Source organism: Salinibaculum salinum, from assembly GCF_037645885.1.
In the GTDB taxonomy this organism is placed as follows: Archaea; Halobacteriota; Halobacteria; order Halobacteriales; family Haloarculaceae; genus Salinibaculum; species Salinibaculum salinum.
The window spans coordinates 471,429-498,000 of the sequence record NZ_JBBENW010000002.1; the positions used below are offsets into that span (position 1 = coordinate 471,429).

The following is a 26,572-nucleotide window of genomic DNA, read 5'->3' on the forward strand; positions in this document are numbered from 1 at the left end:
CAATACGTTCCAGTAACATGTTATCGGAGCGAATCTCAGAAAACAGATTACTCCCTCTCTTATTCGTTATTCTACTTGTCACTGCCCCGGTTGGGACGGCTGCGTCCGCAAATACCGGATACCACCCTCCACAACAACCGACTGCTGGGGAAACGGCGGTATTGAGTAGCAGCATCGAGACTCCGGGTGCCGAATTTGGGATCGGACGCACGGGTGTTCAGCCACAAACTGCTGAGGCGCAGATTACAGATACAACAGCCGAAAGTGGAACGTATACGCCAGGTGAGATAGTTTCTGTCGATGTCACAGTCGAGAACACAGGGGACACAACCCACGACTTCTACGTCGATGCGAGTCTTCAGCGGCCCAACGGAAACTGGGTGACCGGGGAAGGCACGACCCTTTATCTCTCCCCGGGTGAACAGCAGTCTGTCACGTTGGCGGTCGAAATCCCAACCGATGCTCCTGAGGGGACCTACAGTGCTGGCTCTGGGGTCTTCTACAGCAGTACTAAAGAGGAACAATTTGATTACGGACAAGATCTGGACTCCTTCGAAGTTACTGAGCCGACCACTGATGCACGCATTAGCCATACAGATGCGCCCAGTGGCACGTACGCGCCCGGGGAATCGGCCCCTGTTGACATCGCTGTCGAGAACACTGGCGACACAACGCACGAATTCTACGTCGACGCGAGTATTCAGTTACCAAACGGTGACTGGGTGACTGGCGAAGCCACCACACCGTACCTCTCCCCCGGAGAAGAGCAGTCTTCGACCTTGTATGTTCAGATCCCGACTGATGCTTCTGAGGGAACCTACGGTGCTGGCGCAGCTGTTTTCGACAGCAGTGAAAAGAACGAGAAGTACGGGTCAGGAGACGATTTGGATTCGTTCGAAGTTTCTGAGCCAACCACCGATGCGCGTATCACTCAGACTACCGCTTCCAGTGGGACGTATACTCCCGGTGAGACAGTGCCTATCGATGTCACTGTGGAAAACACCGGGGACACGACCCACGAGTTCTACGCTGATGCAAGTATCCAGTTACCAAACGGCGACTGGGTGACTGGGGAGGCGACTACGCCATCCCTCGAACCGGGTGAAGACAAAACTGTAACCTTGGCTGTCCAAATCCCGTCTGACGCGTCAGAGGGAATCTACAGTGCTGGTTCGGCTGTATTCGACAGCGACGAAAAGAACAACAAGTACGGGTCAGGGGACGATCTGGATTCGTTCGAAGTTTCCGAGCCCACGACTAACGCGCAAATAACGCAAGTAACTGCTTCCGGAGGGACGTACACACCCGGCGAATCGGTTCCAGTTGATGTGGCGGTAGAAAATACGGGTGATACCACACACGACTTCTATACCGATGCCAGTATTCAATTACCGGATGGTGACTGGGTCACTGGCGAAGCCACCTCCCTGTCGCTGTCGCCTGGCGAAGACCGAACTGTAACACTAGGTGTGCAGATCCCGTCCGACGCTCCCGAAGGGGTCTACGGTGCCGGAGCAGCTGTTTTCCACAGTAGCGATCAGGCTGACCAGTACGGTTCCGGAAATGATTTGGATTCGTTCGAGGTTTCTGAACCGACAACTGATGCGCGCATTAGCTATACAGATGTATCCAGTGGCACGTATGCGCCCGGAGATTCGGTCCCCGTTGATCTCGTTGTCGAGAACACTGGCGACACAACGCACGAATTCTACGTCGATGCGAGTATTGAATTGCCAAACGATGACTGGGTGACTGGCGACGCCACCACAGTGTACCTCTCCCCAGGAGAAGAACAGTCAGTAACTTTGGACGTAGAGGTTCCAACCGATGCTCCCGACGGGACCTACAGCGCCGGCGCGGCTGTCTTCCATAGCAGTGAAAAGAACGACAAGTACGGGTCGGGAGACGACTTAGATTCGTTCGAGGTTTCCGAACCGACTACTGACGCGCGAATCACTCAGACCACCGCCTCCAGCGGGACGTATACTCCCGGTGAGACAGTCCCCATCGAAGTTGTAATTGAGAACACCGGGGACACGACGCACGAGTTCTACGCTGATGCAAGTATCCAGTTACCAAACGGTGACTGGGTGACTGGGGAGGCGACTACGCCATCCCTCGAACCGGGTGAAGACGAAACCGTAACCTTGGATGTCCAAATCCCGACCGACGCTTCCGAGGGAACCTATAGCGCTGGCGCAGCCCTGTTCCACAGTAGTAAAAAGACCGATCAGTACGGATCCGGGAACGATTTAGATGCGTTTGAGGTTACGGAACCGACGACCGACGCACAAATCAGCTATACAGACGCTTCTGAGGGGACGTATACGCCAGGAGAGACGGTTCCTGTTGAACTCGCTGTCGAAAACACCGGAGAGACGACTCACGACTTCTACGTTGATGCGAGTATCGAATTACCAAACGGTGACTGGGTGACCGGTGAAGATATTACGCTGTCACTTTCGCCAGGAGAGGAGCGCACTATGACATTAGGTGTACAGATTCCAACTGATGCTCCCGACGGGACCTATAGTGCTGGGGCTGCCGTCTTCCACGGTGGCGACAAGACTGACCAGTACGGATCCGGAAATGATATAGACTCCTTCGAGGTTGCTGAACCGACCACAGACGCACAAATCAGTGACACGAACGCCGTCGGTGGCACGTACGCACCCGGCAAATCAGTGCCCGTCGACATCACTGTCGAGAACACCGGCGACACGACACACGAGTTCTACGCTGATGCAAGTGTCCAATTACCGAACGGTGACTGGGTGACCGGTGAGACAACTACGCTGTCCCTCGAACCGGGTGAAGACCAGACTACGACCCTGGACGTTCAACTTCCAACGGACGCCCCTGAGGGGGTTTACAGTGCTGGTGCAGCTATCTTCCAGAGCAGTGAAAAAGCCGAGCAGTACGATTCGGGCGGCGATCTGGATTCGTTCGAGGTTGTTAAATCGACCACTGATGCTCGCATTACCCAGACATCAGCAGACAGCGGCACCTATGCTCCTGGAGATACGGTTCCTGTGGGGGCCACTGTCGAGAATACTGGCGACATAACGCACGAGTTCTACACTGATGCGAGTGTACAGTTACAAAACGGCGACTGGGTAACTGGAGAGGCGACCACAGTCTCTCTCACTCCAGATGAAGAGCGAACGATTACGTTAGCTGTGGAGATCCCAACCGATGCTGCCGGCGGCACCTATAGTGTTGGCACTGGCATATTCAAGAGCGAAGAGAAAACTGAGCGCTATGACTCAGAAACTGGCGCAGACTCGATCACGGTCGAAACATCTTCTCAACCCGCAACTCCAGTCCTCTCAAGGGAGAAAACGCAACCTGAAGTAACGGTACAACCAGGCGAGTCTCTGTCGTTTAGAGTGGCCGCCAGTACTGACGAAAGGACACTTAGACATGTTCGGTGGGCTGTCGATAATGAAACACGAGAGGTACACGAGGTCAGTGAATCAGCGGGACAAGACACGTGGACTCGTAGGTTCAACACCCCGGGGACGTACCGTGTGTCCGCAATCGGACTAAATTCGGTGCAAAACGCCAGCGAACCGCAGGTCTGGACAGTAACGGTCGAAGAGTCTGCTACGGATACTGTCCAAATCGAGCAGATCAACACCCAATCTGCCGAAATTGGACCCGATGAAGGCGTGGAACCCAGTGTGACAGTAACGAATACTGGGACAAGTCCACAGACCGTTAGAGTCGGCCTCACGATACAGGGCCCTGATGGGAGATCCTACGCCACACTAGAAGAGTACGAGCGCTCGATATCTATTGAGCCAAATAGCGACTCGACCACCGATTTTGCAGTGCCACTAAAAAACGGGGTTAGTGGCTCCTACGACGTCACAGCAACAGTCTGGCGTGACCAGCCGTTGGACGAGCAAGAACAGCCACTCGGGCAGAAAACGGTCGTTGATTCGTTCCACGTCAGCGAACAAACTGATTCGCCCTCGAGACTGACTGTTAGAGTTGAGACGTTCGCCGGTGAGGCAGTCGACGGCGCAACTGTTTCACCACTCCTTGGAGAGGACTACACGACCGGTTCAGACGGTACAGTCACTATTGCACCGAGCGAATCTTCGGTCCTCTGTTTCGACTGTGAAGGCAGCGGAAAAATATCGCTCGAATATTCGTATGACAGTCAAACCTACGACGTCCAAGGAGTCAAGGATGTCAGGGTGACCGACGAGCAGACGCAATCGGTCACAATCACGTTACCGCGGCAAACACAAGTCAGAGGGCGAGTCGTGGCAGGTGGTGAGCCACTTGATGACGTTTCAGTGGTGATCGGGAATCAGAAACCAGTTCTGACTGGTGAAAATGGGTACTTCCAGGCAACCACCACACCGGCTAGCACTTACACTCGCGTCCTGAAGAACAACGAGGTTCTGCTTCGGCAAGTTGTCTCGTACGAACGCGGCTCCGAACAACTCGAACTGACGGTTCCAGAGGACCGGTATCAAGCGGCCAGCGGCGCTGACGAGTACGTCACCGGTATTGTCGAAGATCTTACTGATGATGATGCCAGTCAGGTCTACGGCGAAATGTACGGCGACGTGGAGGAGTCTAATCTAGTGACTAGTGGGGTAACACTCGGAGAGAGCGACCAGTTCTACGTCCAAGACGGGAGTTATTATACGAGTGGGCCATGCGCGTCATACCGGTCTGGTGATCTGTGTGAACGTGGTGCGACGGTCGAAAAGAGCGGCGACGTCTACATGCAGGGGATGACCGATGGCGTGTACTACGGTGGCAAAGAGACAGTTAATGGGTTCAGGGATCTCTTCACTCCGCAATACTATTATCAAATGATCTCTCTGGCAAAGGAGATCACAAAGGATCCTGCGCTGGTAACAGAGATGGTTGCCTCGATGCCAGCGCAAATACGGAGTGAACAACGGTCGCAGAATCCCTATCCAACTGGGACAGATCAAAATGCAACCTACGCCGAAAGCTGGTATGCTGGCTATGGTGGCTTCCTATTGGTCACAACCGTCGCCTCTGGCGGCGCAGCAAGCTTTGGGTCGAAAGCCGTCTCCACTAGCTCGAAGTTCAACAAACTTCTCGACCAAGCGAAAAATCTCCCTGATTCGGACAAGACGCGTGCTGTGAGTCGGGCCGCTGATACTGTCACAGTCAATAAACTCCTCGGTAACAGGGTTGAACTTCCTGATCCCACAAACCGACTCTCTGATGCCGATAAAAGTAGATTATTAAAACAAGATCGTATCGAGTCCCTGGACGATGTCGCAAGTAGCGTCTCGATAGGTTCTACGAAATGGGATACGCTCAAAGGGAAGCATATTCCCAAATATATGTCGCAGCGTGATATTCCAAAGGATCGAACTGCCTTCCCCACTGGTGACAGAGTAAACGGTGTCGATGTCCCCGAGAAGATGACCGAAGCCGAAGTATTACAAACGGTGCAGAAGTCTCTTAGAGAACCAGATACCGTCGAATTTGATGGCTCACTCATATTTGAGAGGGATGTAGATGTTGACGGGGTGGACAGGGTTCGTGTTGTCGTAGATCCCGCTGACGGAGAAGTTATTAGTACCTATCCCACAAGCGGATCAGCAGTGAAGACAATACCCGCAGATGAATGAACCACTCATATGAGACAATTCAAAATTACGGCTGAGATTGATGCTCAAACCCGTGCCGAAATGCAGGGGGAAGATCCCACAGCAAATCCTTATACACCCATTCATGTCTCCGTTAAAAAAGAGAACGAACGACATGACTTTGACCCATTTGTTGATTATGCTACGCTCTTTTTCATATCGTCTCTACACGCTCTAGAGGATATTGCGGGGCAGACAAAAACATGTATCAGAGAGAAAGAAAGTATGGACTTTCTTTCTTTTGAGCCCCAATCCAGTGGGGATGTTGTGATTGGTCGCCCTGTCTCTGAAGAAAGAACTCAACGCGATCCTGAAAAAGCACCGGAACTGCGAACGATCACTCTCGATTGTGAAACTGTCTCTCGCGGGATACTATCCTCGGCCGAAGAGTTCCTCGATGCCGTCCATGAAATAAATGCAGACCTTCAGACTGATCACCAGATACAGACGCTCAGCCACCTTCTGGAGGACAAGCGTACTCTCGTAGAATAAGCCTCATTCGTGGTAGGAACACGCCTGGTTATGATTCCGCTGCGGCCAACATCGTCACAAAGAGTTCTGCTGTCAGTGTCTCGTTGTAGCTTTCGCCTGTGACTGCCGTATAGTAGACGAGATTTCCACGTTGCCGGTAGAACGCAGTTGTCCGAAGACCCTGATCGTTCTCAAATCGAATTACCGTTACCTGCACTGTAGACGAGACATTTTGTCGTTCGACACTCGCATCGTATTCGTTGCGGAGGCCATCCAGATGAGCGGCAAGCCAGTTCGTGCTCGCTGTTGTATCATCATAAACCGAAACTGAAGAGAAAATGTAGGCTGGCAAGCTTTCGTTTTCAGTGATGAATGCTCGACTATGTGTCAGTAGGATGTTTTGCTCCTCCATCAACGCCTGTCGTTCACCACTTGTGTCGGCGCGTTGGTGCCGCGTCTCACCATCGAAAAAGTACCCTGACGGTAAATCTGGCACTGATAACACGATTTCATCAGAGGGGATCGAGCTGTTGAACCGAGGGTGCGTACTGGCTTGATCGTTTTGTGGGGATGGAGTTGGTGTCTCGGCGGTTGGCGTTGGTGAAGTCGTTGTTGTATTAATGGTCGGTGTCACGGTCGAAGCTGGTGTCGGGGACTGTTCAATATCGTCAGGAGTAGTCGATAAATCTTCTTCGAACATACTGCACCCTGCTAGCAACGTCAATATGACCAACAAAGCAAGCCCCAGAACTCTCCTCATTACAGGCATCTGGAAGTCGATAAAAGTTGAAATTTTCGTTTAGCAGTCACAGGAACGCGCTAGAGTTGCTCTGACTACGACGCTTCCGTCACATTCACCCAGAGATGGGTTTCGCGATACGCGTTTTCGATCGTGGGCTCTCCCGGTGGTGAGCCCCGGTAGAGAAGAAACACCAGCCTGAGGTCCTGGCCGGTCAGCCGCGGCGTCACCTCGTAGGGTTGGTGCCACGTTTCGTTGTGTGCCAGTTGCGCCTGCATTCGGTCGAGTTCCTGCCGTTCCTCGACCGATACCCTCGTCTGGTTGTCGACACGCTCGCGATCGACCCGCTGGAGCTGGACCACCACTGTGTAGTCGGTCTGTTCGTGCTCCTGGTTCCCGATGCCGACAGTGAGCGGACGCGATTCGCCGGCAGTGAAGTTCGTGGGATAGTCATCAGCAACGAGGTCACCGCTCTCGTTTTCGGTCAGGAGGTAAAATTCCGTGAACGACTCGCCGTCTTTCGGCACGGCGACGGCATACGTGACACTTGCCGCCGCAAGGAGGATGCTGAGGACGAGTACCACATTCAACACGGCACTGACGCGGTCATCGGGTTCGAACAGTTCCGCCCGCGCTTCTGCCAGCCACTGCCGGTACGGAACGTGGAACTGTTCGTCCTCCGGGAGTGCCCGTCGTCGGCGGGCTGCAACGGCCACGCAACCGACAGTAAACCCACTGACGGCGACCATAGTTGGAACCAGTCGGATTCCCCACGGCGTAAAATTCAATATGAGTCCGATCAGCGGTACGATGGCGATGCTCAACCCGAACGAGAGGGCAACGCGCTCGATCCCGTCAATGCCCCGGTCCAGCATCCCGCCGCTCTCGCGTATTTCGCCGTCTCCGTGTTCCTCGGCCTCGTCATCGGTGATTTTCGTCCCTGCTTCAGGGAAGAGTGCCGCAATGAATGCGTATCCGGGAACGAACAGTACGAACGGGAGACCGATAACGACCCGTAGTGGCGTCTCACTGACGACCGGTACGAACACGGCGAGAACGGTCAGACCGACGAGTGCGAGCGTGGCAGCGAGATCGGCCGGAAGCTGTCGGACCGGTCGTGGGAGAAGCAGCCACCAGTCGGGAGCGTCGGCCATTGACCGTGGGTACTTGTTCCAGAACAAAAACCAGTCGGTATTCAGTCCCCACCAGTCATCCCGGCCGACAGAAATTCGTTGGCATGCGCGAGCGCACGGCGCGCACGTTCGTCGTCGATCGAATCCGGAGCAAAGGCTGCCTGCTCGTAGAGTTCGGTGAGTTCTCGGAGTGCGTCTAGCGTCTCGCTGTTCAGGTCGGCAGTGTTCCAGGCGGCGTACCACTCCCAGTGGGTCTGGCCGGGGGGAATATCAATCACTGCTGACGATTGGCTCCGGACTGCTGCGTACGCTGTCTCGACAGCTGTATCGAGGTTGCCTGCCTCCAGTCGGTCTCGCGCTGTCGAGAGTAACTGTTCGGTGGTTCCGGGCGCTGGCGCAGGTTCGTCCTGTCCACCCTCGACAACGGTGGGTTCGTCGCCGCTGGACTGCCCGTCGTCAGTGTCGCTGTCTCGGCGAGCGCGCACGAGAGCGACGCCAGCAATCGCGAGTGCAACAAGACCGACCGCCCACGAAATGGGATTTGCCAGTATAGCCCACAGTCCCGAGAGTCCATTGTTCCCGCTGTCGCCCCCCGTCTGGAGCGGAACGATTCGAATCGCTGTCGTCGCTTGTGCTGATTCGAGGTTCGTCTCCGTAGTCGCGTACGAAGCGACAAGTGTGGCAGTATCGGCTTCTGTGTTAGACCGGATCGCTTGGGGGATCGACACGGTTTCGTTGAACTGACCCGAAGCCCCCGTTTGTACGATTCCGAGACGCTCGTCACCAACGGCGAGTGTAATCTGCTGGTTGGCAACTGGCGTGCCACCCTGGGTTGTCAGTCGTCCCGAGACGCGTACCGAGTCATCGTCTTGCGTCTCCCCGGCCAGTGTCAGCGACGTTGCTGTTGGCTCGACGGTGACCTGTCGAGTCACGTTCGCCGGTGCGAGCGCTCTACCTTCGAGTGGAACGCGTGCACGAAGCGTTCGTGATCCACTCCGCACTTCAGCAGGAACCCGAACGGTTGTGGTAAACGTCCCGTCTCTGGCTGTCTGAACTGTATCGAGGCGAACGCCGTCGAGTGTAATGCTAACAGGAACGTTCTGACCACCTGTGCCGTTAGCAGCTACCGCTCCAGCGATCGACACGGAGCCGCCGAAGCTGACGGTCTGTGGCGGATCATCCAGACTGATGTCGGGGTCGGTCTGTGAGATATCGACGGCAATCGTGGCACTCGACGCAAGATAGACCGAGTCGTTTGTCGGCAAATACGTGACTGTCAGGTTTTGTGGACCGAGCGGAACGACCGTCGGCCGGTAACGCGCCGAAAATCGCCCTTCCGTATCAGTCTGTGCGAGCACAGTTCGGCCGCCGATCTGTAAGGTGACGGTTCGCTGTGCGAGCGCGGTCCCGTTTTCGAGAGTAATTTGCCCGGTCACTCGAGCCGGATTCACGAAGGAAACGCTAGACTCCCGGACACTCACCGTCAGGTTTGTTTCTTCGAACAGGTCCTCGTTGATGTCGGCCTGCTGTGTTGTAACGTTCCGCTCGATATCTTCGAGAACCTGGACTGTGTCGGTCACGTCAACTCCCGTTTGGTTGCTAACGGTACCGTACGTTCGATTGAGACCGGTTATCGTCTGATTGATACTGGTCGCGAGTCGGTTCGCATCCCGGGCGAGACGGCGCGCTCGCGTCTCGTTCCCGTTCTGTCGTGCCTCGCGGTACTCCCGTACCGTCTCCCGGTACTCCTCGGTATCCGAGGCGAGCTCTCGCTGGTTCTCCTTGGCCTGCTGGAACTGCTCCGAGGTCTCGTCGTCACCACCGCCGTCGGTTTCCCCGGCCACCTCAACGTACTTACCGAGTGTATCGTCGTAGGAATCTCCCAGTAGCTCACGTCCCTGTTCGTACTCACCCTGATCGATTTGAATCGCACTTTCAGAGAGACGGCTATCTAAGTTGTTTTCGAGCCAGCCGCGGACGCTATCCGTGTCACCGTCCTCGTTAGCACTGTCGGGGTCCTCGTGCTGTATCGTTTCATTGTCACTCGGCGTCTCTATCTGTGCAAAGGGTCCATCTGTGGCCGCCTCGTCGCTCATAACAGTTGCTCCGGCGGTTCCAGCAACCGGTGCGCTAGCCAGGAGGACTGCCGCGAAAACGAGTGCAAATGAGCGGCCCGAGACTATCACGGTCGGAACCGAGGGTCCGGGGGTAAAATGTCTTTTCGCCTCGACTTCGGGAGACTCGAACAACTCCAGTAGCTTCAATTGTCGGGCTATCGACGCTCCCAGTATGGAATTGACGCGCCAGGGCTACGGGATTGTGATTCTCGCGGCAGGGCTGGCGCTGTTAGCGGTCACGCTCTCTAGTCAGTTGTTGCTTGGTGGGACAGCGGGGCTCATCGTCTGGCTACTGGCCAAGCAGTGGCAGTTCGTCCGCGCGGTGACCCAGACGACAGCGGGACTGACGATCGACTATACGATAGCGCGTGATAACGTCACCGTCGAGGAGTCAACCGGCGTGTCAGTGGTCGTCGCGTGTGACGTGCCGACGACACTGTCGATGGCCGTTCAGACGACGCCACCTCTCGGAACAACAGGTCCGTCCGCATCGGGTAGAACCGTCACGCTCGACCCAGACAGTACGAGTGGGGAAACTTCATACACCGTGACTGCACCGACTGCAGGGCAACACCGGTTCGAACCGGCAGCCGTGACTATCGAAGATCAAGCAGGATTCTTCCAAACGAGTCTGAATGTCGGAGACGGGCCGACACTGACGGCCGAACCGCGACAGCCCGATGACCTCCATGTTGGCGAAGGGGGCGAACAGCTCGGCGCGTTCGGCGCATTTCGTGCCGATCAACACGGGGAAGGCGTCGATCCAGCAGAGCTCAGAGAGTACGTGCCCGGCGACTCCGCAGACCGCATCGATTGGAACGCGACAGCCCGACTGGGCGATCCCCACGTCCTCGAATTCGAAGTCGATACTGACCGTCGGACAGTACTCGTCGTCGATCACCGGTCGTCGGTAGATACGGGCCCTGTCGGTGAACGGGCGTTCGACTACCTTCGGCAAGCGGCGCTTGCGTTCCTTGCAGCCGCCAGCCGCCGCGATCAAGCCACTGGACTGCTAACGGTCGGCGACGACGGTATCACGAATCGGTTTCGACCAGCAACCGGTGAGAACCACTACGCTCGCATCCGACAGACGCTTTTTTCGCTTGAGCCTGGAAATGCACGACAGGCTCGACTGCAAACACCAACCGGAGCAACAGTCCAGCGCCGCAGCCCGGCGACAGCAACCAACAATACGGCCCTCCTTGCTGATGACAACTCGGCATTCGCGCGCTCGCTCCGTCCGTTCTTTGCTGATATCGACCCGTACGTCCGGCGAATCGAAGAACGACCGTTATACGAGACCATTCGCACTGAGATTGCCCAGATGCAGGGCACGGTCGTGACGATGCTTCTCACCGACGACGACCAGCCAACAGAGATCCGAGAGGCAATCGACGTGGCGACCCGCGGTGAGAACCGCGTTGCCACGTTTCTCGCACCATCTGTTCTGTTCGAACAAGGTGGATTTACTGATCTGTCGGCCGCCTACGACAGGTACGTAACCTTTGAGACGTTTCGACGAGAGTTGGCCGGTCTGCCCCGTGCTGAGGCCTACGAGGTGGCGCCCGAAGCACGAATCGAGGCATTACTCGCCGCGCCACGCGGAGGGCAGCAACGATGAGTGTCCGCGATGTTGGACTGGCTGGGTGGCTGCTCACGGGACTTGCCTGTCTCGCGCTTGGCGTCGTCGGAATCGGCGGCGGCACAGTCGAACTCCTGGCGGCTCTAACCGGGAGTGTTGCGCTTCTCGTGGTGCGCACCCGTCTTGCCGTGCCGTATGCATTCGCTGTCGGACAAGTCACGCTCGTGGCCGCGCTCGCCGAGCCGATTCCGGTGGGACCGGTCGTCCTCGCCGAGAGTGCACTGGTCGCACTCCTGTTCGAGCCGAGTGTGCGCAGCCCGTACCGTCGAAGTACCGCGTTGGCGGTAGGATTGTTCGGGAGTATCATCGGACTCGTCGGCTGGGGGGCACTGGCCGCGTGGGACCGGCTGTGGGCAGTGGCGCTCGTCCTTCTCGGAACCGGTGGACTGATTGCGTATCTCCTTCACCGCTACGAGTACGTGCAACTGGAAGTGGTCCACGGTGAGTAGTAGCGATGTGACCGACGAAGAGCAGGCGGTAGAGACGACTGCTGACCGCGAAGCACTCGCAGCGCAGATCGAGGTGTTGACCGAGGAGAACCGTCGGCTCCGGACCGAGTATCGTCGTGCACGCCAGACACGTCATCGCGAGACAGCACTCGGACTCGCTGGACTTGGACTCGCAGCACTGCTCGGTGCAGTGCTTTTCTCCGGCGTCCGAGACGTGTTGCTCGCATTGTCTGGAACTGGGCTGTTCGCCGCTGTCCTCGTCCGGACGCTCACGCCTGAGCGGTTCATCGCTGCCTCGGTCGGTGAACGCATCTACGAGGCGTACGCGACGACCGGGACGCAGCTGATCGCTGATCTGGGACTGACAACCGAACACGTGTACGTTCCTGCTGAGGAGACGGCACGGCTGTTCGTCCCCCAGTATCAGAGCTACGACCTTCCCGACGAAGACGCGCTTGACGGCATGTTTGTCGTCACGGATGACCAGCGACGCGGGGTCGTGCTAGAACCGACCGGGAGCGGGCTGTTCCAGGAGTTCAAGCGCGATCTGTCCGACGCGCCGGCAAGCGACCCGGGCGCGCTCTCCGAACAGCTCACCGACGCACTCGTCGACGGGTTCGAGATCGTCGACGAAGCGCGAGCTGACACGGAACCAGGGCGACTCTCGGTCGCTCTCGACGGTCCCGTCTACGGCGCAGTCGATGGCTTCGACCATCCGATCCCGTCGTTTCTCGCTGTCGGTGTTGCCGCGACGCTCGGTCGAGCAGTCAGTCTCGAGATAACGCAGGAAACGGATGACCGCGCCGACGCACTCGTGACCTGTCGGTGGGAGACCGACGAATAACTCAGCACTGTCAAGGTGGAGCCTCCGGCCTCAAGGAGCGAGCGCAGTGAGCGAGTAGGCCGGAGAGGAAACCGACATGGTGCGATACAACCGGCATACTACGGCACCCCGACCCCCAAGACTTTAAGAACCGTTAGATACCAATCTGAAATATGGAGGTCCGGCGTACCGCACCTGTCAAACTCGTCGTTCCCGACGAGCGCCGCGATGACCTCCACGAATCCGCGCGACAGTTCCTTCACTGTGCCAACCGTGCTGCTGAGTTCTGTTGGTCCGACCACTCCTACACCGACTGCGTCACGGCCAACACAACCGCACGAAACGCTCTGTACGACGAGCTCCGTGAGGAAACCGAACTTACCGCGAACCTCGTCCAAGAAGCCATCCGCCGCGCTGTCCAAGCCGTCACCGGATGTGTCGAACGGTGGAAACAGGGGAAGCGAGTGAGTCAACCGGAGTTTACATCGTGGAGTATGCTCTACGACAAACGAAGCGCCACGTTCTACCGGAACAAAGTCTCGCTCTCGACTATCAACGGGCGTGTCGAGTGCGACTTTGAACTTCCCTCAGACAGTCCTACGCCATATGAGCGGTACGTGCTGTCCGAGGAGTTTGAGTTCCGGGCGAGTACGCTCCAGTACGACGCAGTGGACGACGAGTTCTACTTCCACATCACAACTCGAAAGTATGACTCTGATCGAGACGGCGATTCATCCGAGGTTTCGGAAGATACCGAGCACCAAACAGTCCTTGGTATCGACCTCGGCGTCAACAGCCTCGCCGTTTCCTCCACAGGGCGGTTCTGGCACGGAGACGACTACGACCACTGGTGCCGTGAGTTCGAGAAACGACGGGGAGAGATGCAAGAGCGTGGGACGCAAGCCGCGCACAATGCTCTCCTCCGCCTCGGGAAGCGCGAAGAAGCGTGGCGCAAACAGTACATCCACACGGCCGCTAACGAGATTGTCACGGAAGCCGTCGAACACGACTGCGACGTAATCGTGTTCGAGGACTTGACCGATATACGCGAGCGGCTTCCGCAGGCAGAGTGGCACCACGTTTGGGCGTTCCGACGCCTGTACGAGTACGTCTCCTACAAGGCACCTGAACGCGACATCTCCGTGGAACAGGTCGAACCGAACCACACGTCACAACGCTGTTCTCGAACGGACTGTGGGTTCACGCATAAAGACAACCGCCACGGGGAACGCTTCTGTTGCCAGAAGTGCGGGTACGAAGTGAACGCCGACTACAACGGCGCAAAGAATATTGGGATGCGGTACGCTCGGAAGCGAACACATAGACTCCGGTCCTCGCCCAAGTCGGGGAGCGGAGACGCACCAGTAGACGTGCGTATAAATGGTGGGACGTTGAACGGCGAGAGTCACCAGCCTATTGCTGGCGACTGATTGCCGGGAGTCCACATCAAAGCCCCACCCTCAAGGACTGAGGCGCGTATGCGCCGAAGGAGTAGGGTGGGGTAGTTTACCTGCTGAGTTGTTAAGAGAGTCAAGGACATCTTTCGGGTCGAGAAAGGTAGAATATATACGCAGAAAAGACGAACATTTATTCGCTAGGGCGAGTTATGGCAAGGTAGAGAAGCCATGTCCGAGCACAATACCCCCGAAAATCCGATGGCGGGTCTCGCAGAGGCAGCTCGTGAGACCCGAGATGAGCGGAGTAAACTCGACAAATTCCTCGAGACAGTGGTATCACTTCACGAGCCAACACGAGTTTCTGATGTCGCTGACGGGGAGGAGTTCTCTGAGCGATTTGCCCGAAATAAGCTCCACACATTCGAAGAAGTGGGCTTGGTAACGAAAGTCTCGGACACCCCCCTCACATACCGCCGAAATGAAACACACTTCCGACGACTGCGGACTGAAAAATTGATATCGGATTACGACGGTGACATTGATCGAGCGATTGCAGACTATCAATCCCGTGACGAGGAGTACAAGCAGATGTTTGGAGTCGACTCGCCCGATTTCGTCTCACTCGAGTGGTTCGACCAGTTTGATGATCCTGAGAAGCTGGCTGAAATGAAAGAGGAATTCGCCACCTGGACGACCATTCGTCGCCGCTTAACCGACCTCCATCGGTTTGACGCAGTGGGTGCCAGGGATACTGGCAAGGAATCCCGATCGTTTTCTACTGACACTGCTCTCGAGACTCTCCACAACATCTGACATGGCTGACGGTCGCGATCTCGACGAAACGTTGATGCGGTCGTTTGCGGAACGATGGGCGAATCTTGACCAGTTCATCGAATCAGTGGTGCCGTTTCCAACGGGAAAGGAAGATAGGGTGGTAGTGCATTTGAAACCGGCTGGATATCCACAATGGATATCAGCTGTTCGGTTAGAACTCAAGATCCGGCTTAACGGTGATATGAATCTCCACTACATTGAGGAGTGGAGCGGGGTGACCTGGGAGTGTCGATGGGGACGACATGACAATCCGCACAATTCATACGAACATTTCCATATACCCCCGATTGTCGAGTCGAAGAAAGCCGTCGACGTGGAATATTACAACCCACCCGAAGGTGTCGTAGACATTGCGTTCCAGTTTGTCGAGGACAGGGCCGGGGATTTGTGGGCCAGCGAGAAGGTCTACCCAAACTCATACACCTTCGATTGGGAATACGGAGCAGACATCCGGCGATAATGGCCAAGCTCCCACTACGCGACATCAGTGCGGCTCATCACCGAAATAATGGCCAGCGACGGGGTTGCTACCTCGGCAAAGGAGTTGCGAACCGCGCTAGCGTACTTGGACGCCGATGTGGGCCGACGACGGCAACGCCGTTCGTTGCGTTCGTTGCCTCCGCAAAACCTACTTCACCGCTACAAGACGCCTTCAGAAGCGTGACAGTGAGCGAATTACAGAGCCCTACGGTGACTCGCTGTGGGGCCAGATTGACGATTGTTCCACGGTCGTGCTATTCTGTTGGCAGTCCGCCGTCGCTGGTGACGGTCTCGGCGTCGGTTTCAGCATCCGGGCTCCCCGGCGTCGGTACCGCGCTTGTAATTTCGTCGACGATCTCCCGGGCTGTTACGTCTGCCAGTTCTGCATCAGTCGAGAGAACGAGTCGATGGACGAGGGTGGGTTCGACCAGCGCTTTCACGTCGTCGGGAGTGACGTAGTCGCGGCCGGAAATCGCGGCCAGCGCCTTCGAGCCGTTGAGCAGCGTCAGCGACGCCCGGGGCGACGCTCCGTATGCGACATCGGCGTGGTCACGGGTTGCCTGGACCAGATCGCGGATGTACTGCTTGACTGGTTGTTCGACGTGGACCGTTGCGACGGATTCGCGCGCGTCGACGATATCCCCCCGAGAGACAGCGTTCGAGACGCGATCGGGACCGAGTTCTGGATCGCTATCGAACCTGTCGAGCAGTTCCAGCTCGTTGGACTCGTTCGGCAGGTCCACGACGAGCTTGAATGCAAATCGGTCCCGTTGGGCTTCTGGAAGCGGGTGTGTCCCCTCCATCTCGATGGGGTTCTGCGTGGCGACGACCATGAACGGTTCGGGCAGTGTGATGGTTTCCCCCTCGATTGTGACTGCGTTTTCCTGCATCGCTTCCAGCAGTGCCGATTGCGTCTTCGGCGTTGCCCGGTTGATTTCGTCGGCGACGACCAGGTTCGCGAAGACCGGCCCCTTCTGGAGTGTGAACTCGCCAGTCTTCTCTCGGTAGATGTGCGTTCCGGTGATATCGGCAGGGAGGATGTCGGGCGTCATCTGAATGCGGTTGTACTGCAACCCCGTCGCCGCTGCCAGTAGCTCCGCGATGGTCGTCTTCGCGACACCCGGCACCCCCTCCAGCAGGACGTGTCCACGCGTCAGTAACGCTATCGTCAACTCCTCAACGATATCCCGGTTGCCAATCAAGACGGGATCGACGGCGTCCACCAGCGCATCGTGGACGTCCTGGGGCGTAGTCATGGGTTGAGCTTTCGGGTTCCTGAATATAAACGTGGTCCTGTTTGCAATCGAGTCAGGCACGGCCGATAAGGTTGCGACAGACGGCACTGACTGAGCGATAGCGGTCTTCCGGGTCAGTCTCGAGAGCGCGGTCGATGACAGCACCAGTATCACGAGCGACGGCAGAGATCGGATTGGCTGGTGGGATATCGCCCGCCTGTACGGCGGTTGCAGTATCGGTGTCGTCACTGACCGGTGGCGACTCACAGAGCAGCCAGTACGCCAGCGCTCCGAACTGATAGACTGCTGTTGTCGCAGTGAGGTGGCCGTTGATCTGTTCCGGCGCAGTAAACGGGGTTGGACGATGCGTTCCAACGGCGTTCTGGAGCGCCCATTCGAGCCCCCAGTTGGTGACGGTCGCACGCCATTCCGATCCGGTTCCGGCACTCTGGACGTGGATTTTCTCCGGGTGGAGACCGCACACCAATTCTGCGCTGACAGTTTCGACGGTGTCGACTGCGTCGGCGACCTGCCGGAGTATCGAGAGGCGCGCTTCGACCGGCAGATCGGTGCCTGTGTCTGCGAGCGTGTATTCGCCGGCTCGGTACGCGACCCACTGCGCAGGGGTGAGTCCGGACTCGTGAATCGTCGCAATGTTGGGATGGTCGTCGGCGGTGCGCCACTGTGTGAGGCGCGTCTCGAACGATTCATCGACACCGGGGGTATCGACGTATTTCCGCGAGACTGCGAGAATCTCGGCGTCCGTTCCGTCACCCCACGGCGTCGCGTACTGGTGGAGAATGCCGTCGGTATCTGCGAACTCGACTTTTGTGACATCGGGGATAGAGGCACCGAGCTGGCCGGGACTCGTCGGGCCGACGTACGTCTCGGCAACCTCGTCGGTCTCAGCCGTACTGTCGGTGTCCTCGTCGGAGGTGCCTGTTGGTTCTTCGATGGCAGAGTGGTCGAACCGGACACCGGAGGCCGTGATATCATACCGGAGGAAGCGATGGTCTCGATCCTCAAACTCGGTACCCGTGGCGTCGTATGCGTGCAGGTTTTTGAAGTTGTACTCGCGCTGAATCCGCCTGGCACGTTCGCAGGCCTCCCGCCGGGAGTCCGCGATCTCGATGGCACACGTCCCCCGCTCGGGGACGACAGTCCACGCATCGAGCAACTCGTCGTAGCGGACCACGAGTTGCTCGAACAGGGGATTCCAGTACAGATTGCCGACGCTACGGGGCGAATCCCACCGAAGTGTACACGGATGTCGGTCGTCGTCCATCTTCGTCTTCGCAGCCCGCACAGCGTCGATCTGGCTGTCGTGTGTGGAATACGTCGTCCCTTTCCGCGTCCCTTGCTGGTACGCTTCGAGCACCCACACGCGGCCCTGTTCGACGATTTCAAGCGGCGGGCGTTGCGGAATGTCTGGCTCCATCTGTTGTGTGGTGATCGGATTCCTGTCACCGAACTGCTCGTCCGTCTGCTCCCTGTCTCACTAGTCCAGCACACTTGACAATTAACTTTCGTTCCCCGCAACGCAGTCGGGGCACTACTCGTCGGCGGGTTCCCGTCGGGTCGCACGGACCACGCGCTCGGCGCGGTCGCGGGACCACTCGGGATGGTCGTCGAGGAGATGGTCGACGAGGGCGTGCTCGCCAATATCAGTTGTCCCAGTCTGTTGTGGCCCGTTTGGATTCCGATCCCCGTTCACAATCGACCGAAGCCACGTCAGCAGAGCAGGTCGACGAACCCACGACACTGCAACGGTGATCAGAGCCAGTCCTGCGAGCACCTGCAACAGAGGGCTATCTCTGACTGTCAACGCGGCGACCGCGAGTGGTGGCAATCGCTCGGCGTGGGAGTAATCAAGCAGGACGTGCTCCTGTCCGGCAAACAGCGACTGGATAAAGGCTCGATTGTCTGGCCGGTCGACCATGGCGTTGATCGCGAGGCTCGGGTCGCTGACGACGACGACGCGTCCCTCGCCGACGGATTCGACCGTCGCGACCGGATACGATGCTAGCGTTTCGTTGTCGTCAAGTTCGTCGTTGCCGTTCTCGTCGAGATAGCCGAACTCAGACGACGCGACCAACACGGAAGCGTTGTTCGGCTCGATGACCGTTCCGTGATTGAGCGTCAACCGGTCAACACTGTCAACCAGCGTGTGATTGGTGGTGTTCGTCGCGACGGGCATCGCCGGCGAGCGGTAGTTGGACTGTTCGTCACGGAGCAGGCGACCATCGATTCGCGCAGTCGCACCGACTGCCGCGAGCAGGTCGTTGCTGTGTGAGTTGAAATCCTCTGCTACAACCGCCGTGCCGCCCGCACGGACGAACTCGCGGACGCGCGCAGCGTCGTCCCCATAGGCGCTATCCGGCGAGAGGATGACTGCCGTCGTCTCGTTTGCGGGGACGCTGTCGTAGGCGTCCACGTTGCGAGCGAGTGTGGTGTCGCTGTCGACGGCGTCGGCTTCGGCGCGGAGTTGCGAGGCCCCGTCCCAGCCCGGATTATACGTCCCGAAGGCCGCGCCGGAGGTGCTGGCCGCAACGAACAGTGAAATGAGGAGGGTTCCGGCGAGCGCGTACAGCAGCAGTCGTGGATACGACCAGGGGATCACGTCATCGGGGTCGCGTTCGTCGGTCACCGTCAGAGCACCCCCGGCGGGAGGATCGCCAGAATTCGCCTGACGACGATGTAGGCAAAGCCAACGAGTCCAAGCAGAATGAACCACTTCAGCCGCCGTCGCCAGTGGGGTCGGACCGCGAAGGGGGCCGTCAGTTCGGTCACGACGAGGAAGCCGATCAGGGAGACGACGAAAAACAGTTCCAGGGAGAACGCACCGAGCAGTGCCAACAGCAGGAGCGTCGCTAGCATCCAGGCGACCTGTCCGTGGACGAACTGGAGGCGACGACGGGTGGCCATTGGGTGCATGTCGCCGGCGGTCCGGGTTAAGAATTGCGTCGCAGCGTGCGCCCGGTGTCGCGTGCGAGCGGACAACCGAAGGCCTATCTCTCACTGCACCGAACGATGGGGCAATGTGGCCCTGGGGACACGCTGCTGTCGGGTATCTGCTGTACTCCATGTTCGTTCGCCGCTCTCGTGGTCGTCCACCGGAGGGACTCGCCGTGCTCGCGCTGGCGGTCGGCACGCAACTGCCGGACATGATTGATAAACCGCTAGCGTGGTCGGTCGCCGTGCTTCCGACCGGGCGATCGCTCGGCCATTCTCTGCTGACTGTGGCGCTGGTCCTCGGTGTCGCCTGGTGGGTCGTCGGGTACGGTGGGCGTCGTTACTTGGCAGCGCTTGGAGTGGGGTGGGTATCCCACACTGTCGGCGATATGGTGCATCTCTTCGCCGGTGGCGATTTTGCGTACGCGAACTTTTTATTATGGCCGGTGCTCACGACCCCTCCCTACGGAACTGAGCAGTCCTTTGCGGCACATATACTGGCCATGGAGGTGACGCCGTTTTTCGCGTTGCAACTCGGACTTACGCTGTTGGCAGTGGTTGTCTGGTGGCGCGATGGGATGCCCGGACTGCGGCGTGTGCTTTCGGTGCTGCCAGGGGTTTCGTTGCATTCGGTGTGAGTGGGTTTCATCGGATTCTGTCGTGGAATTTCGTGTGCATTTCAGCGTATCTCGTTGGTTTGCTGAGAACGTAATGCTGCGTTTCGTGAATGAAACGGGATGTGGTCTAGGTGGTCGGTTGGTGGTTGTTTTGTACTTCGTCGGGTGGGCATCGGTCATTTGAAAATGTGGTTCGTTTCGGGCAGTATAGTGTGCATAACAAAGCCGTTGTCTCGGGTTTCTCTCAGCATGCTCCGGTCTCAGTGCCCGGAATGTGGCAGTATCGAAGATCTATCTATTCAGAACGTGCCGCCGTGGGAACACGACCACAGTGAGGAGTGGGAAACCAAAGTCGAATGCGAGCACTGCAACCAGTACGAGGAGTGGGGTTCTGGGTGACACGTCGTCAAGAAACTCCGCCTGAACGGATCGTTCCGCGTGGCTCGGGTCTTCTTGTAACTCAGCCCGTTTGATACATAATCATATTTTCTACCGACAACCCCCACCCTCAACGAGCGAACCCGTCAGGGTGAGCGAAGTAGGGTGGGTGGTTGACCGGCCCACTGTCCGATAGTTGGGTACGCAAATCGTTCGTAACAGAGCACAAGCGATAAGTAAGTCACACCATCTGTCAGGAACATGCAAGTATCGTGGCGACAGAGGAGGTCGCTATCAACACTCGCTTCTCTGCTTGTCGTTGTTGCAATCGCTCTCACGGGACTGTCGGTAGCTGTCGGTGTGGCTGCAGCAGACGGCAGCATTGACGATACCGAGATTATCAACGAGACAGACAACGACGGGGACGGGAAAGCATCTAACTTTGATATCAGGGTCGAGGCCGACACGCGGGTGAGCGAGTTCGGCTACGCTGAGACACGCGGCGAGCCGATGTTCAACGTAACTGTCGGGAACGAGACAACACTCGAGGTGGTCGAGCGGACGGCCTCGGGAACCTACGAGATCCCTCTCGATGGGCTGGACATCGAAGAGGAGAGCGGCCCCGTCACAGTCACGGTCAGATTGGTTGATCGCGATGTGTTTACTGAAGATGACTTGCGGGCGAAATGGACCAAAACGGTACAATACGAACCAGTGACCGAGGACTACACCGAACAGGAACTCGCGAGACAAGGGATCGAGTCGCTTGACGTGACCTACACCGAGTACAAAACGAGATTCTTCAACGCGGAATTTTGGATGGGTAATTCTGCCGAAAACGTGCGGCGTGCAGCGGAGGCGGCGAATCCGGTGCCGACGACGAAGCGTGGGGCAGCAATCGAGGGGTTGAGTAGAATCGCAGGAGGACCCGCGACGACGACCTGGACGGCCGTACAGACTGGCGTCTGGAGCGGCATCGCCTTTGTTGAGTGGAAGATGGGTCGGCTGCTCACCGTCACAAACAGTTACGGAGAGGGGAGCTACAACAGATTCCACACCAAGCTGAGTGAACTACAACAAAATACCAGGGATATTCGGAATGCAGAAACAGACGCCCAACTGCGCGAGAACGTGTCTACCCGCGAGGAACTGTTGCGGGAGCTCTACGAGACGGAGCAGGCGTATCGTGCCAACGTCAAAGACCTGGCAGAGGAGAATACCGGGGCGTTTGAAGTAAACGAGCGAGATTACAACCTGTTCAAATCGGAGTTTGACGAGTTCGAGACGCACCTGATTGCAGATTACTACTGGACGCAGATGTATCTCAATTCGGGTGCGGACGAGTACACAAATCTCACAGATGCAGTCCGCGACCCGCCGAAACTGTCTCCAACGCCCGAAATTACGAGCGTTTCACTGCCCGAGTCAGCGACGGTCGGTGAGCCCATGGAACTGACGGTCGAAGTGACCAACAACGGTGTTGACGCCCCGTTCCAGTCGCTTGCAGTATCATTCCCGGATGCGGCCACTGCCCGAGATGTCTCGATCAAGAGTACTGATTTCGAGAATCAAGAATACTCGACAGTGGTCGCTCCGGGGGAGGACCTTGGTGCGGTATATGGTACTGACGAAGTTACCGCGTCGTACCCGCTCGCCGAAGTCGGTGGCAGGTGGGCTGAAGGGGAGACGAAGACGATGACTCTAGAGGTGACGCCCAAACGGAGCGGTGAGTTCACGATTAACGTCAAATCCGTCGCACAGGATGGCGGCTGGACCGCCGCGCCACGGCTCAATTCGGACGCACCGACGGACCAGCAGTCCGAGCACGTAAAACAGTACACCGTCTCCGTTGACGGGGACAGTACTGCACCATCGGCGGCCTTCGAATATCAGCCCGAGAACCCAGCAACCACGAACGAAGTCACATTCGATGCCAGTGCCTCGCAGGATCCAGACGGAACAATTGCGGAGTACGCCTGGGACTTCGATGGAGACGGACAGGTCGAAGAGACGACGAGCAGCCCGAGCGTGACCCATACGTATCAGACCGCAGGGGAGCGGGCCGTGACAGTAACTGTGACTGACGGAGACGGCGCGAACGGGACAGCTGTCGAAACCGTTACTGTCGCCGACACGACGGACCCCGAGTTTGCAATCGAGATTCTCGAGGCGGAGACACCAGTCAAACCGGGTGGCAGCCTGGATGTCACCGCTCGTATTGACAACACGGGCGAGACGGTGGCGAGAGATGATATTGTACTCACTGTACCGGGAGTGGGAACCCAGTCGAAGACACTCCAGTTGCAACCGGGTGACTGGACTCGGGAGACGTTCTCGATACAGACCCAGTCCGGAGACACCGGCGACTACGAGGCATCGCTGACGAGTGCGCACGAGACGACAACCGTGCCGGTCAGCGTGAGACCCTCGGATCCACCAAACTTCGCCGTCGAGATTGAGGGGACAACGACTTCCACAACGGAAGACGAACCGGAACATTCCGTCGTGTCGGGGGCACCGCTGCGGGTCGTGACTACCCTCACAAATACTGATGCCTACGCCGGCAATCAGACCGTCTCGCTTGTGGTTCGAGCCGGCGCAGGCACAGACGGAGAGCTGATCGGCCAGACCCGAACACAGGTACAGTTGGATGCCGGTGAGTCGACTGAACGGGTTCTACCGGTTATGACGGGGTCGTTCGATCCCGACTACGCACACCTGTATCAGGCGACGATGCGTACTGAAAAGCAGGATGAGGCGGCCACATTACAGGGATACATCCTCCCGGACTCGACGCGGTTCGCCGTTGCAATCAACGATACGAATCGGCCGGTCGAACCCGGAGAGCAACTCAACGTCACCGCAGACATCGAAAACGAGGGGTACTCTGCTGCGACTCAGCCCGTTTCACTGAACGTGAGCGGTCTGGGCGAGACATCGACGACGGTTCGCCTCGACAGTCGCCAGTCGAAACGAGTAACCCTCAGTCTCCCAACGGATGACAGTGATCGCGGTGCGTACGACGCGCGGGTGGCAAGTGAGAACGAGTCGGTGACAGTGCCGATAAACGTGTTTGCTACATCGGAGAAGGATATTGACACCACGGATCTGAGCGGGAGCGGGACCGCATCCAGTCCGTACGTCATCACCAATGCCTCTGCGTTGCAGGCGATGGAAGACGATCCAACAGCCCACTACGTCCTCGCTGACGACATCGACGCCACCGAAACCGAAGAGTGGAACGGCGGTGCCGGCTTCGATCCCATCGGAGAGTCGGCGACCCGCAATCAATTCCGCGGCTCATTCGACGGCAACGGACACACGATTCGAGGGCTGACGATCGACCGACCGGACGAGGAGTACGTCGGGGTATTCGGCTACCAGCAGGTGGGCGATAGTACGATCGAGAATGTCACGCTCACAGAGACGACCGTTACCGGCGACGAGAGCGTCGGTGGACTTGTCGGCTTCAGTAACGCCAAAGTGTACAAAACGGAGGTCTCCGGCACAGTTACGGGAGATAGCTCTGTCGGTGGCCTCGCCGGGTTTGTCGGATACGGTGGAAGCGTCCGACTGTCTGCTGTGAGCGGTACCGTGTCTGCTATCGACGGACAGGGCGGGAGCGATCTCGGCGGTCTCGTCGGACATATTGGCGCCACGACCGACATGACGGGTAGCGTCGAGCAGTCATACAGTACGGCGACCGTCGACGGCGGCTACGGTGTTGGTGGACTCGTTGGAGTGAACAGTGGCTCGATCCGTGAATCGTACGCGACAGGGACAGTGACTGGCTCAAGCCGGGTCGGTGGACTCGTCGGAAACGAGCCTGAGAGTGGGCGCTGGCCGACGCCGACGGCCGAGCAGTCCTACTGGGATACAGATGCAACTGGGCAATCGACATCGGCTGGTGGGACTGGGCTAGCAACCGGGCAGCTGTCCGGGACGGCCGCACGTGGGAATCTGAGCGGATTCACATTCGACGGCGTCTGGGACGCTCAAGCGGGGCAGTATCCACGCCTCGACTGGCAGGCCGACCAGTCCAAAGCGCCGCCACTGACAGTTGTGGCAGGGCCGGATAAAACTGTGACAGAAGGGGAGTCCGTGTCGCTGACTGGAGATGTCCGCACTACCGATGAGAGGCAGCCGACATACTCGTGGTCGATCGCGAGCGGTGAGGGAACGCTGTCCGGGAGCGGCCAGTCAGTAACCTACAACGCCCCATCGAACGTCGCAGAAGAGACAACAACTACCATCGAAGTACAGGTTTCCGCCGAGAGCGCCACAGTGAGCGATACGGTGAACGTGACCGTTACACCCGGGGAGAACACCGCGCCAACTGCACGGCTGTCGTACGTGCCACAGAACCCAACGACTGGTGACTGGCTGGTGTTCAACGGGTTCGAATCGGAAGATCCGGATGGGGAGATACAGTCCTACCAGTGGACCTTCGACGGGGAACAGCCGGCTGACACGGTCTGGGGCGTCGGCTCCGGATGGTTCACCGACCACCACTTCGACACTGCCGGGAACCACACGGTCGCACTGACGGTCACCGACGACGACGGGGCGAGCGATACCGTCAGCAAAACCATCTCAGTCGAAGAAGAGTCCGGGGAGACTGTCGCTGTCGAGATGTCGGCAGTCGAAATGCGGATCACTGACGTGACCGAATGCGGCCTGACCTGTCGGGATGTCTCCTACGCGATCGAGAACCCGACGAACAGATCGGTCGACGACCTCACTGCCGATATGACAGTCACGACTGGCAGTGAGACGGTTTGGCAGAACGAACGGACAATCGGCGATGTGCACGCAGGCGAGACAGTGACGCTCGAAGAGACGGTCGAATTCGACCGGAGTCAGACGACGACAATCCTGGACAACGACGGCGCGGTCACAATCACAGTCGAGTTGCAGTCAGCAAACGAAACGCGGACACTCACCTTTGACCGGGAATTCTAACAATGAACGATGAATCACTCACACGACGAACGTTGCTCGTCACACTCGGTGCAGTCGGTACAGTCTCGCTTGCAGGCTGTCCCTCGAGCAGTGAGGAAGTACCCGATGAGGGAGACACACCACCAGCAACAGCGAGTGACTCGCCTACAGCGGAAGCGACACCGAATCAAGCGACGTCATCAACCCAGACGACGACGCCGACAGAGACACCCCAGACAGCAACACCGACCGTCACCGACACACCGTCAGCGGATGGGGCGGTGCAGTTGGTCCGAGAGTTCTACACGGCTGCGAGCAACGGAGACTTCGAACGAGCGAACAGTCTCATCCATCCGGACAGTCCAGAAGGGACCATTACAGAGGAACAGCAGGCTGTGTTCGAACGCCAGACAGTCGACGTACAGGACACGAGCGTTGTTGAACGGACAGACCGCCAGGCGAGCGTAAACGCGACGCTCGTCTTCTCACGGGACGGCCAGGAACGAACGAATACGGTCGCTCTCACACTTCGAAAAGACAACGACGAGTGGAAGCTCTATAGTCTGGAATGAGTGCGGGTCCCTAGCTCAGCTTTGAACGTTGAAGTAGGAGCGTGACGTAGGCGGTAGCGAACACGGATGATGCCGATTACGGACTTCTTGTCGTGCACGCACGTGTTCGACGAGTTTGAGTCGTTGTCATCTGCGCAATGT

At 57.8% G+C, this 26,572-nt stretch carries 18 protein-coding genes and 1 pseudogene; 12 read left to right on the plus strand and 7 right to left on the minus strand.

Translation table 11 applies throughout. From position 1 onward, the window contains the following. Positions 1 to 161: 161 nt before the first annotated feature. Together WDJ60_RS05310 and WDJ60_RS05315 are read left to right on the plus strand one after the other, a co-directional pair. The gene (locus tag WDJ60_RS05310) at positions 162 to 5,633 is read left to right on the plus strand and encodes a COG1361 S-layer family protein (protein WP_340099003.1); all 5,472 of its coding nucleotides are present in this window, start codon (positions 162 to 164) and stop codon (positions 5,631 to 5,633) included. Positions 5,634 to 5,642: 9 nt separating this feature from the next. After that, entirely contained in the window at positions 5,643 to 6,143 is a 501-nt protein-coding gene (locus WDJ60_RS05315; protein WP_340099005.1) for a hypothetical protein, read from the plus strand. 28 nt (positions 6,144 to 6,171) lie between these two features. Here WDJ60_RS05315 and WDJ60_RS05320 read toward each other — a convergent pair whose 3' ends face one another. The 3 genes from WDJ60_RS05320 to WDJ60_RS05330 form a co-directional block, all read right to left on the minus strand. Beyond that, positions 6,172 to 6,822 (minus strand): hypothetical protein, encoded by a 651-nt coding sequence (locus tag WDJ60_RS05320; RefSeq protein ID WP_340099007.1) that lies wholly within the window; start codon positions 6,820 to 6,822, stop codon positions 6,172 to 6,174. A gap of 134 nt (positions 6,823 to 6,956) precedes the next feature. Beyond that, on the minus strand, positions 6,957 to 8,015 hold the full coding sequence (locus WDJ60_RS05325; protein WP_340099009.1) for a DUF1616 domain-containing protein: 1,059 nt from the start codon (positions 8,013 to 8,015) through the stop codon (positions 6,957 to 6,959). Positions 8,016 to 8,056: 41 nt separating this feature from the next. After that, on the minus strand, positions 8,057 to 10,090 hold the full coding sequence (locus WDJ60_RS05330; protein WP_340099011.1) for a DUF4129 domain-containing protein: 2,034 nt from the start codon (positions 10,088 to 10,090) through the stop codon (positions 8,057 to 8,059). A gap of 193 nt (positions 10,091 to 10,283) precedes the next feature. On the opposite strand from WDJ60_RS05330, the gene WDJ60_RS05335 reads away from it, so the two are divergent. The 7 genes and pseudogenes from WDJ60_RS05335 to WDJ60_RS05365 all read left to right on the plus strand — a co-directional run. Continuing rightward, a complete protein-coding gene (locus WDJ60_RS05335) occupies positions 10,284 to 11,732 on the plus strand; it encodes a DUF58 domain-containing protein (RefSeq protein WP_340099013.1) in 1,449 nt (482 codons plus the stop codon). After that, on the plus strand, positions 11,729 to 12,202 hold the full coding sequence (locus tag WDJ60_RS05340) for a DUF8163 family membrane protein (protein WP_340099015.1): 474 nt from the start codon (positions 11,729 to 11,731) through the stop codon (positions 12,200 to 12,202). The genes WDJ60_RS05335 and WDJ60_RS05340 overlap by 4 nt, the downstream gene beginning before the upstream one ends. Then, entirely contained in the window at positions 12,195 to 13,046 is an 852-nt protein-coding gene (locus WDJ60_RS05345; protein ID WP_340099017.1) for a DUF7982 domain-containing protein, read from the plus strand. Before WDJ60_RS05340 ends, WDJ60_RS05345 begins: the two co-directional genes overlap by 8 nt. A 152-nt stretch (positions 13,047 to 13,198) precedes the next feature. Continuing rightward, positions 13,199 to 14,455: an RNA-guided endonuclease InsQ/TnpB family protein gene (locus WDJ60_RS05350; protein WP_340099019.1), complete on the plus strand. Its 1,257-nt coding sequence runs from the start codon at positions 13,199 to 13,201 to the stop codon at positions 14,453 to 14,455. A gap of 195 nt (positions 14,456 to 14,650) precedes the next feature. Next, positions 14,651 to 15,235, plus strand: coding sequence for a DUF7342 family protein (locus WDJ60_RS05355; protein ID WP_340099021.1), 585 nt, complete (start codon positions 14,651 to 14,653; stop codon positions 15,233 to 15,235). A gap of 1 nt (position 15,236) precedes the next feature. Next, entirely contained in the window at positions 15,237 to 15,716 is a 480-nt protein-coding gene (locus tag WDJ60_RS05360; protein WP_340099023.1) for a toxin-antitoxin system TumE family protein, read from the plus strand. Positions 15,717 to 15,831: 115 nt separating this feature from the next. Then, positions 15,832 to 15,975, plus strand: a pseudogene (locus WDJ60_RS05365) (RNA-guided endonuclease TnpB family protein); the annotation flags it as partial. Positions 15,976 to 15,990: 15 nt separating this feature from the next. On the opposite strand, the gene WDJ60_RS05370 reads toward WDJ60_RS05365, so the two are convergent. The 4 genes from WDJ60_RS05370 to WDJ60_RS05385 form a co-directional block, all read right to left on the minus strand. Further along, positions 15,991 to 16,992, minus strand: a complete 1,002-nt coding sequence (locus tag WDJ60_RS05370) for an AAA family ATPase (RefSeq protein WP_340099025.1) — start codon at positions 16,990 to 16,992, stop codon at positions 15,991 to 15,993. Between the two features lie 52 nt (positions 16,993 to 17,044). Further along, a complete protein-coding gene (locus WDJ60_RS05375) occupies positions 17,045 to 18,409 on the minus strand; it encodes a protein kinase family protein (RefSeq protein ID WP_340099027.1) in 1,365 nt (454 codons plus the stop codon). Between the two features lie 114 nt (positions 18,410 to 18,523). Next, complete coding sequence (locus tag WDJ60_RS05380; RefSeq protein WP_340099029.1) at positions 18,524 to 19,618, minus strand: DUF4350 domain-containing protein; 1,095 nt, start codon at positions 19,616 to 19,618, stop codon at positions 18,524 to 18,526. A 2-nt stretch (positions 19,619 to 19,620) separates the two neighbouring features. Beyond that, positions 19,621 to 19,896, minus strand: coding sequence for a DUF8044 family membrane protein (locus WDJ60_RS05385; RefSeq protein WP_340099031.1), 276 nt, complete (start codon positions 19,894 to 19,896; stop codon positions 19,621 to 19,623). Positions 19,897 to 20,009: 113 nt separating this feature from the next. Between WDJ60_RS05385 and WDJ60_RS05390 the strand changes: the two genes are divergently transcribed. The 3 genes from WDJ60_RS05390 (at position 20,010) to WDJ60_RS05400 (ending at position 26,431) form a co-directional block, all read left to right on the plus strand. Then, the gene (locus WDJ60_RS05390) at positions 20,010 to 20,561 is read left to right on the plus strand and encodes a metal-dependent hydrolase (protein WP_340099033.1); all 552 of its coding nucleotides are present in this window, start codon (positions 20,010 to 20,012) and stop codon (positions 20,559 to 20,561) included. Between the two features lie 717 nt (positions 20,562 to 21,278). After that, a complete protein-coding gene (locus WDJ60_RS05395) occupies positions 21,279 to 25,880 on the plus strand; it encodes a PKD domain-containing protein (RefSeq protein WP_340099035.1) in 4,602 nt (1,533 codons plus the stop codon). 2 nt (positions 25,881 to 25,882) lie between these two features. Then, complete coding sequence (locus WDJ60_RS05400) at positions 25,883 to 26,431, plus strand: nuclear transport factor 2 family protein (protein ID WP_340099037.1); 549 nt, start codon at positions 25,883 to 25,885, stop codon at positions 26,429 to 26,431. The last annotated feature ends 141 nt before the right edge of the window (positions 26,432 to 26,572 follow it).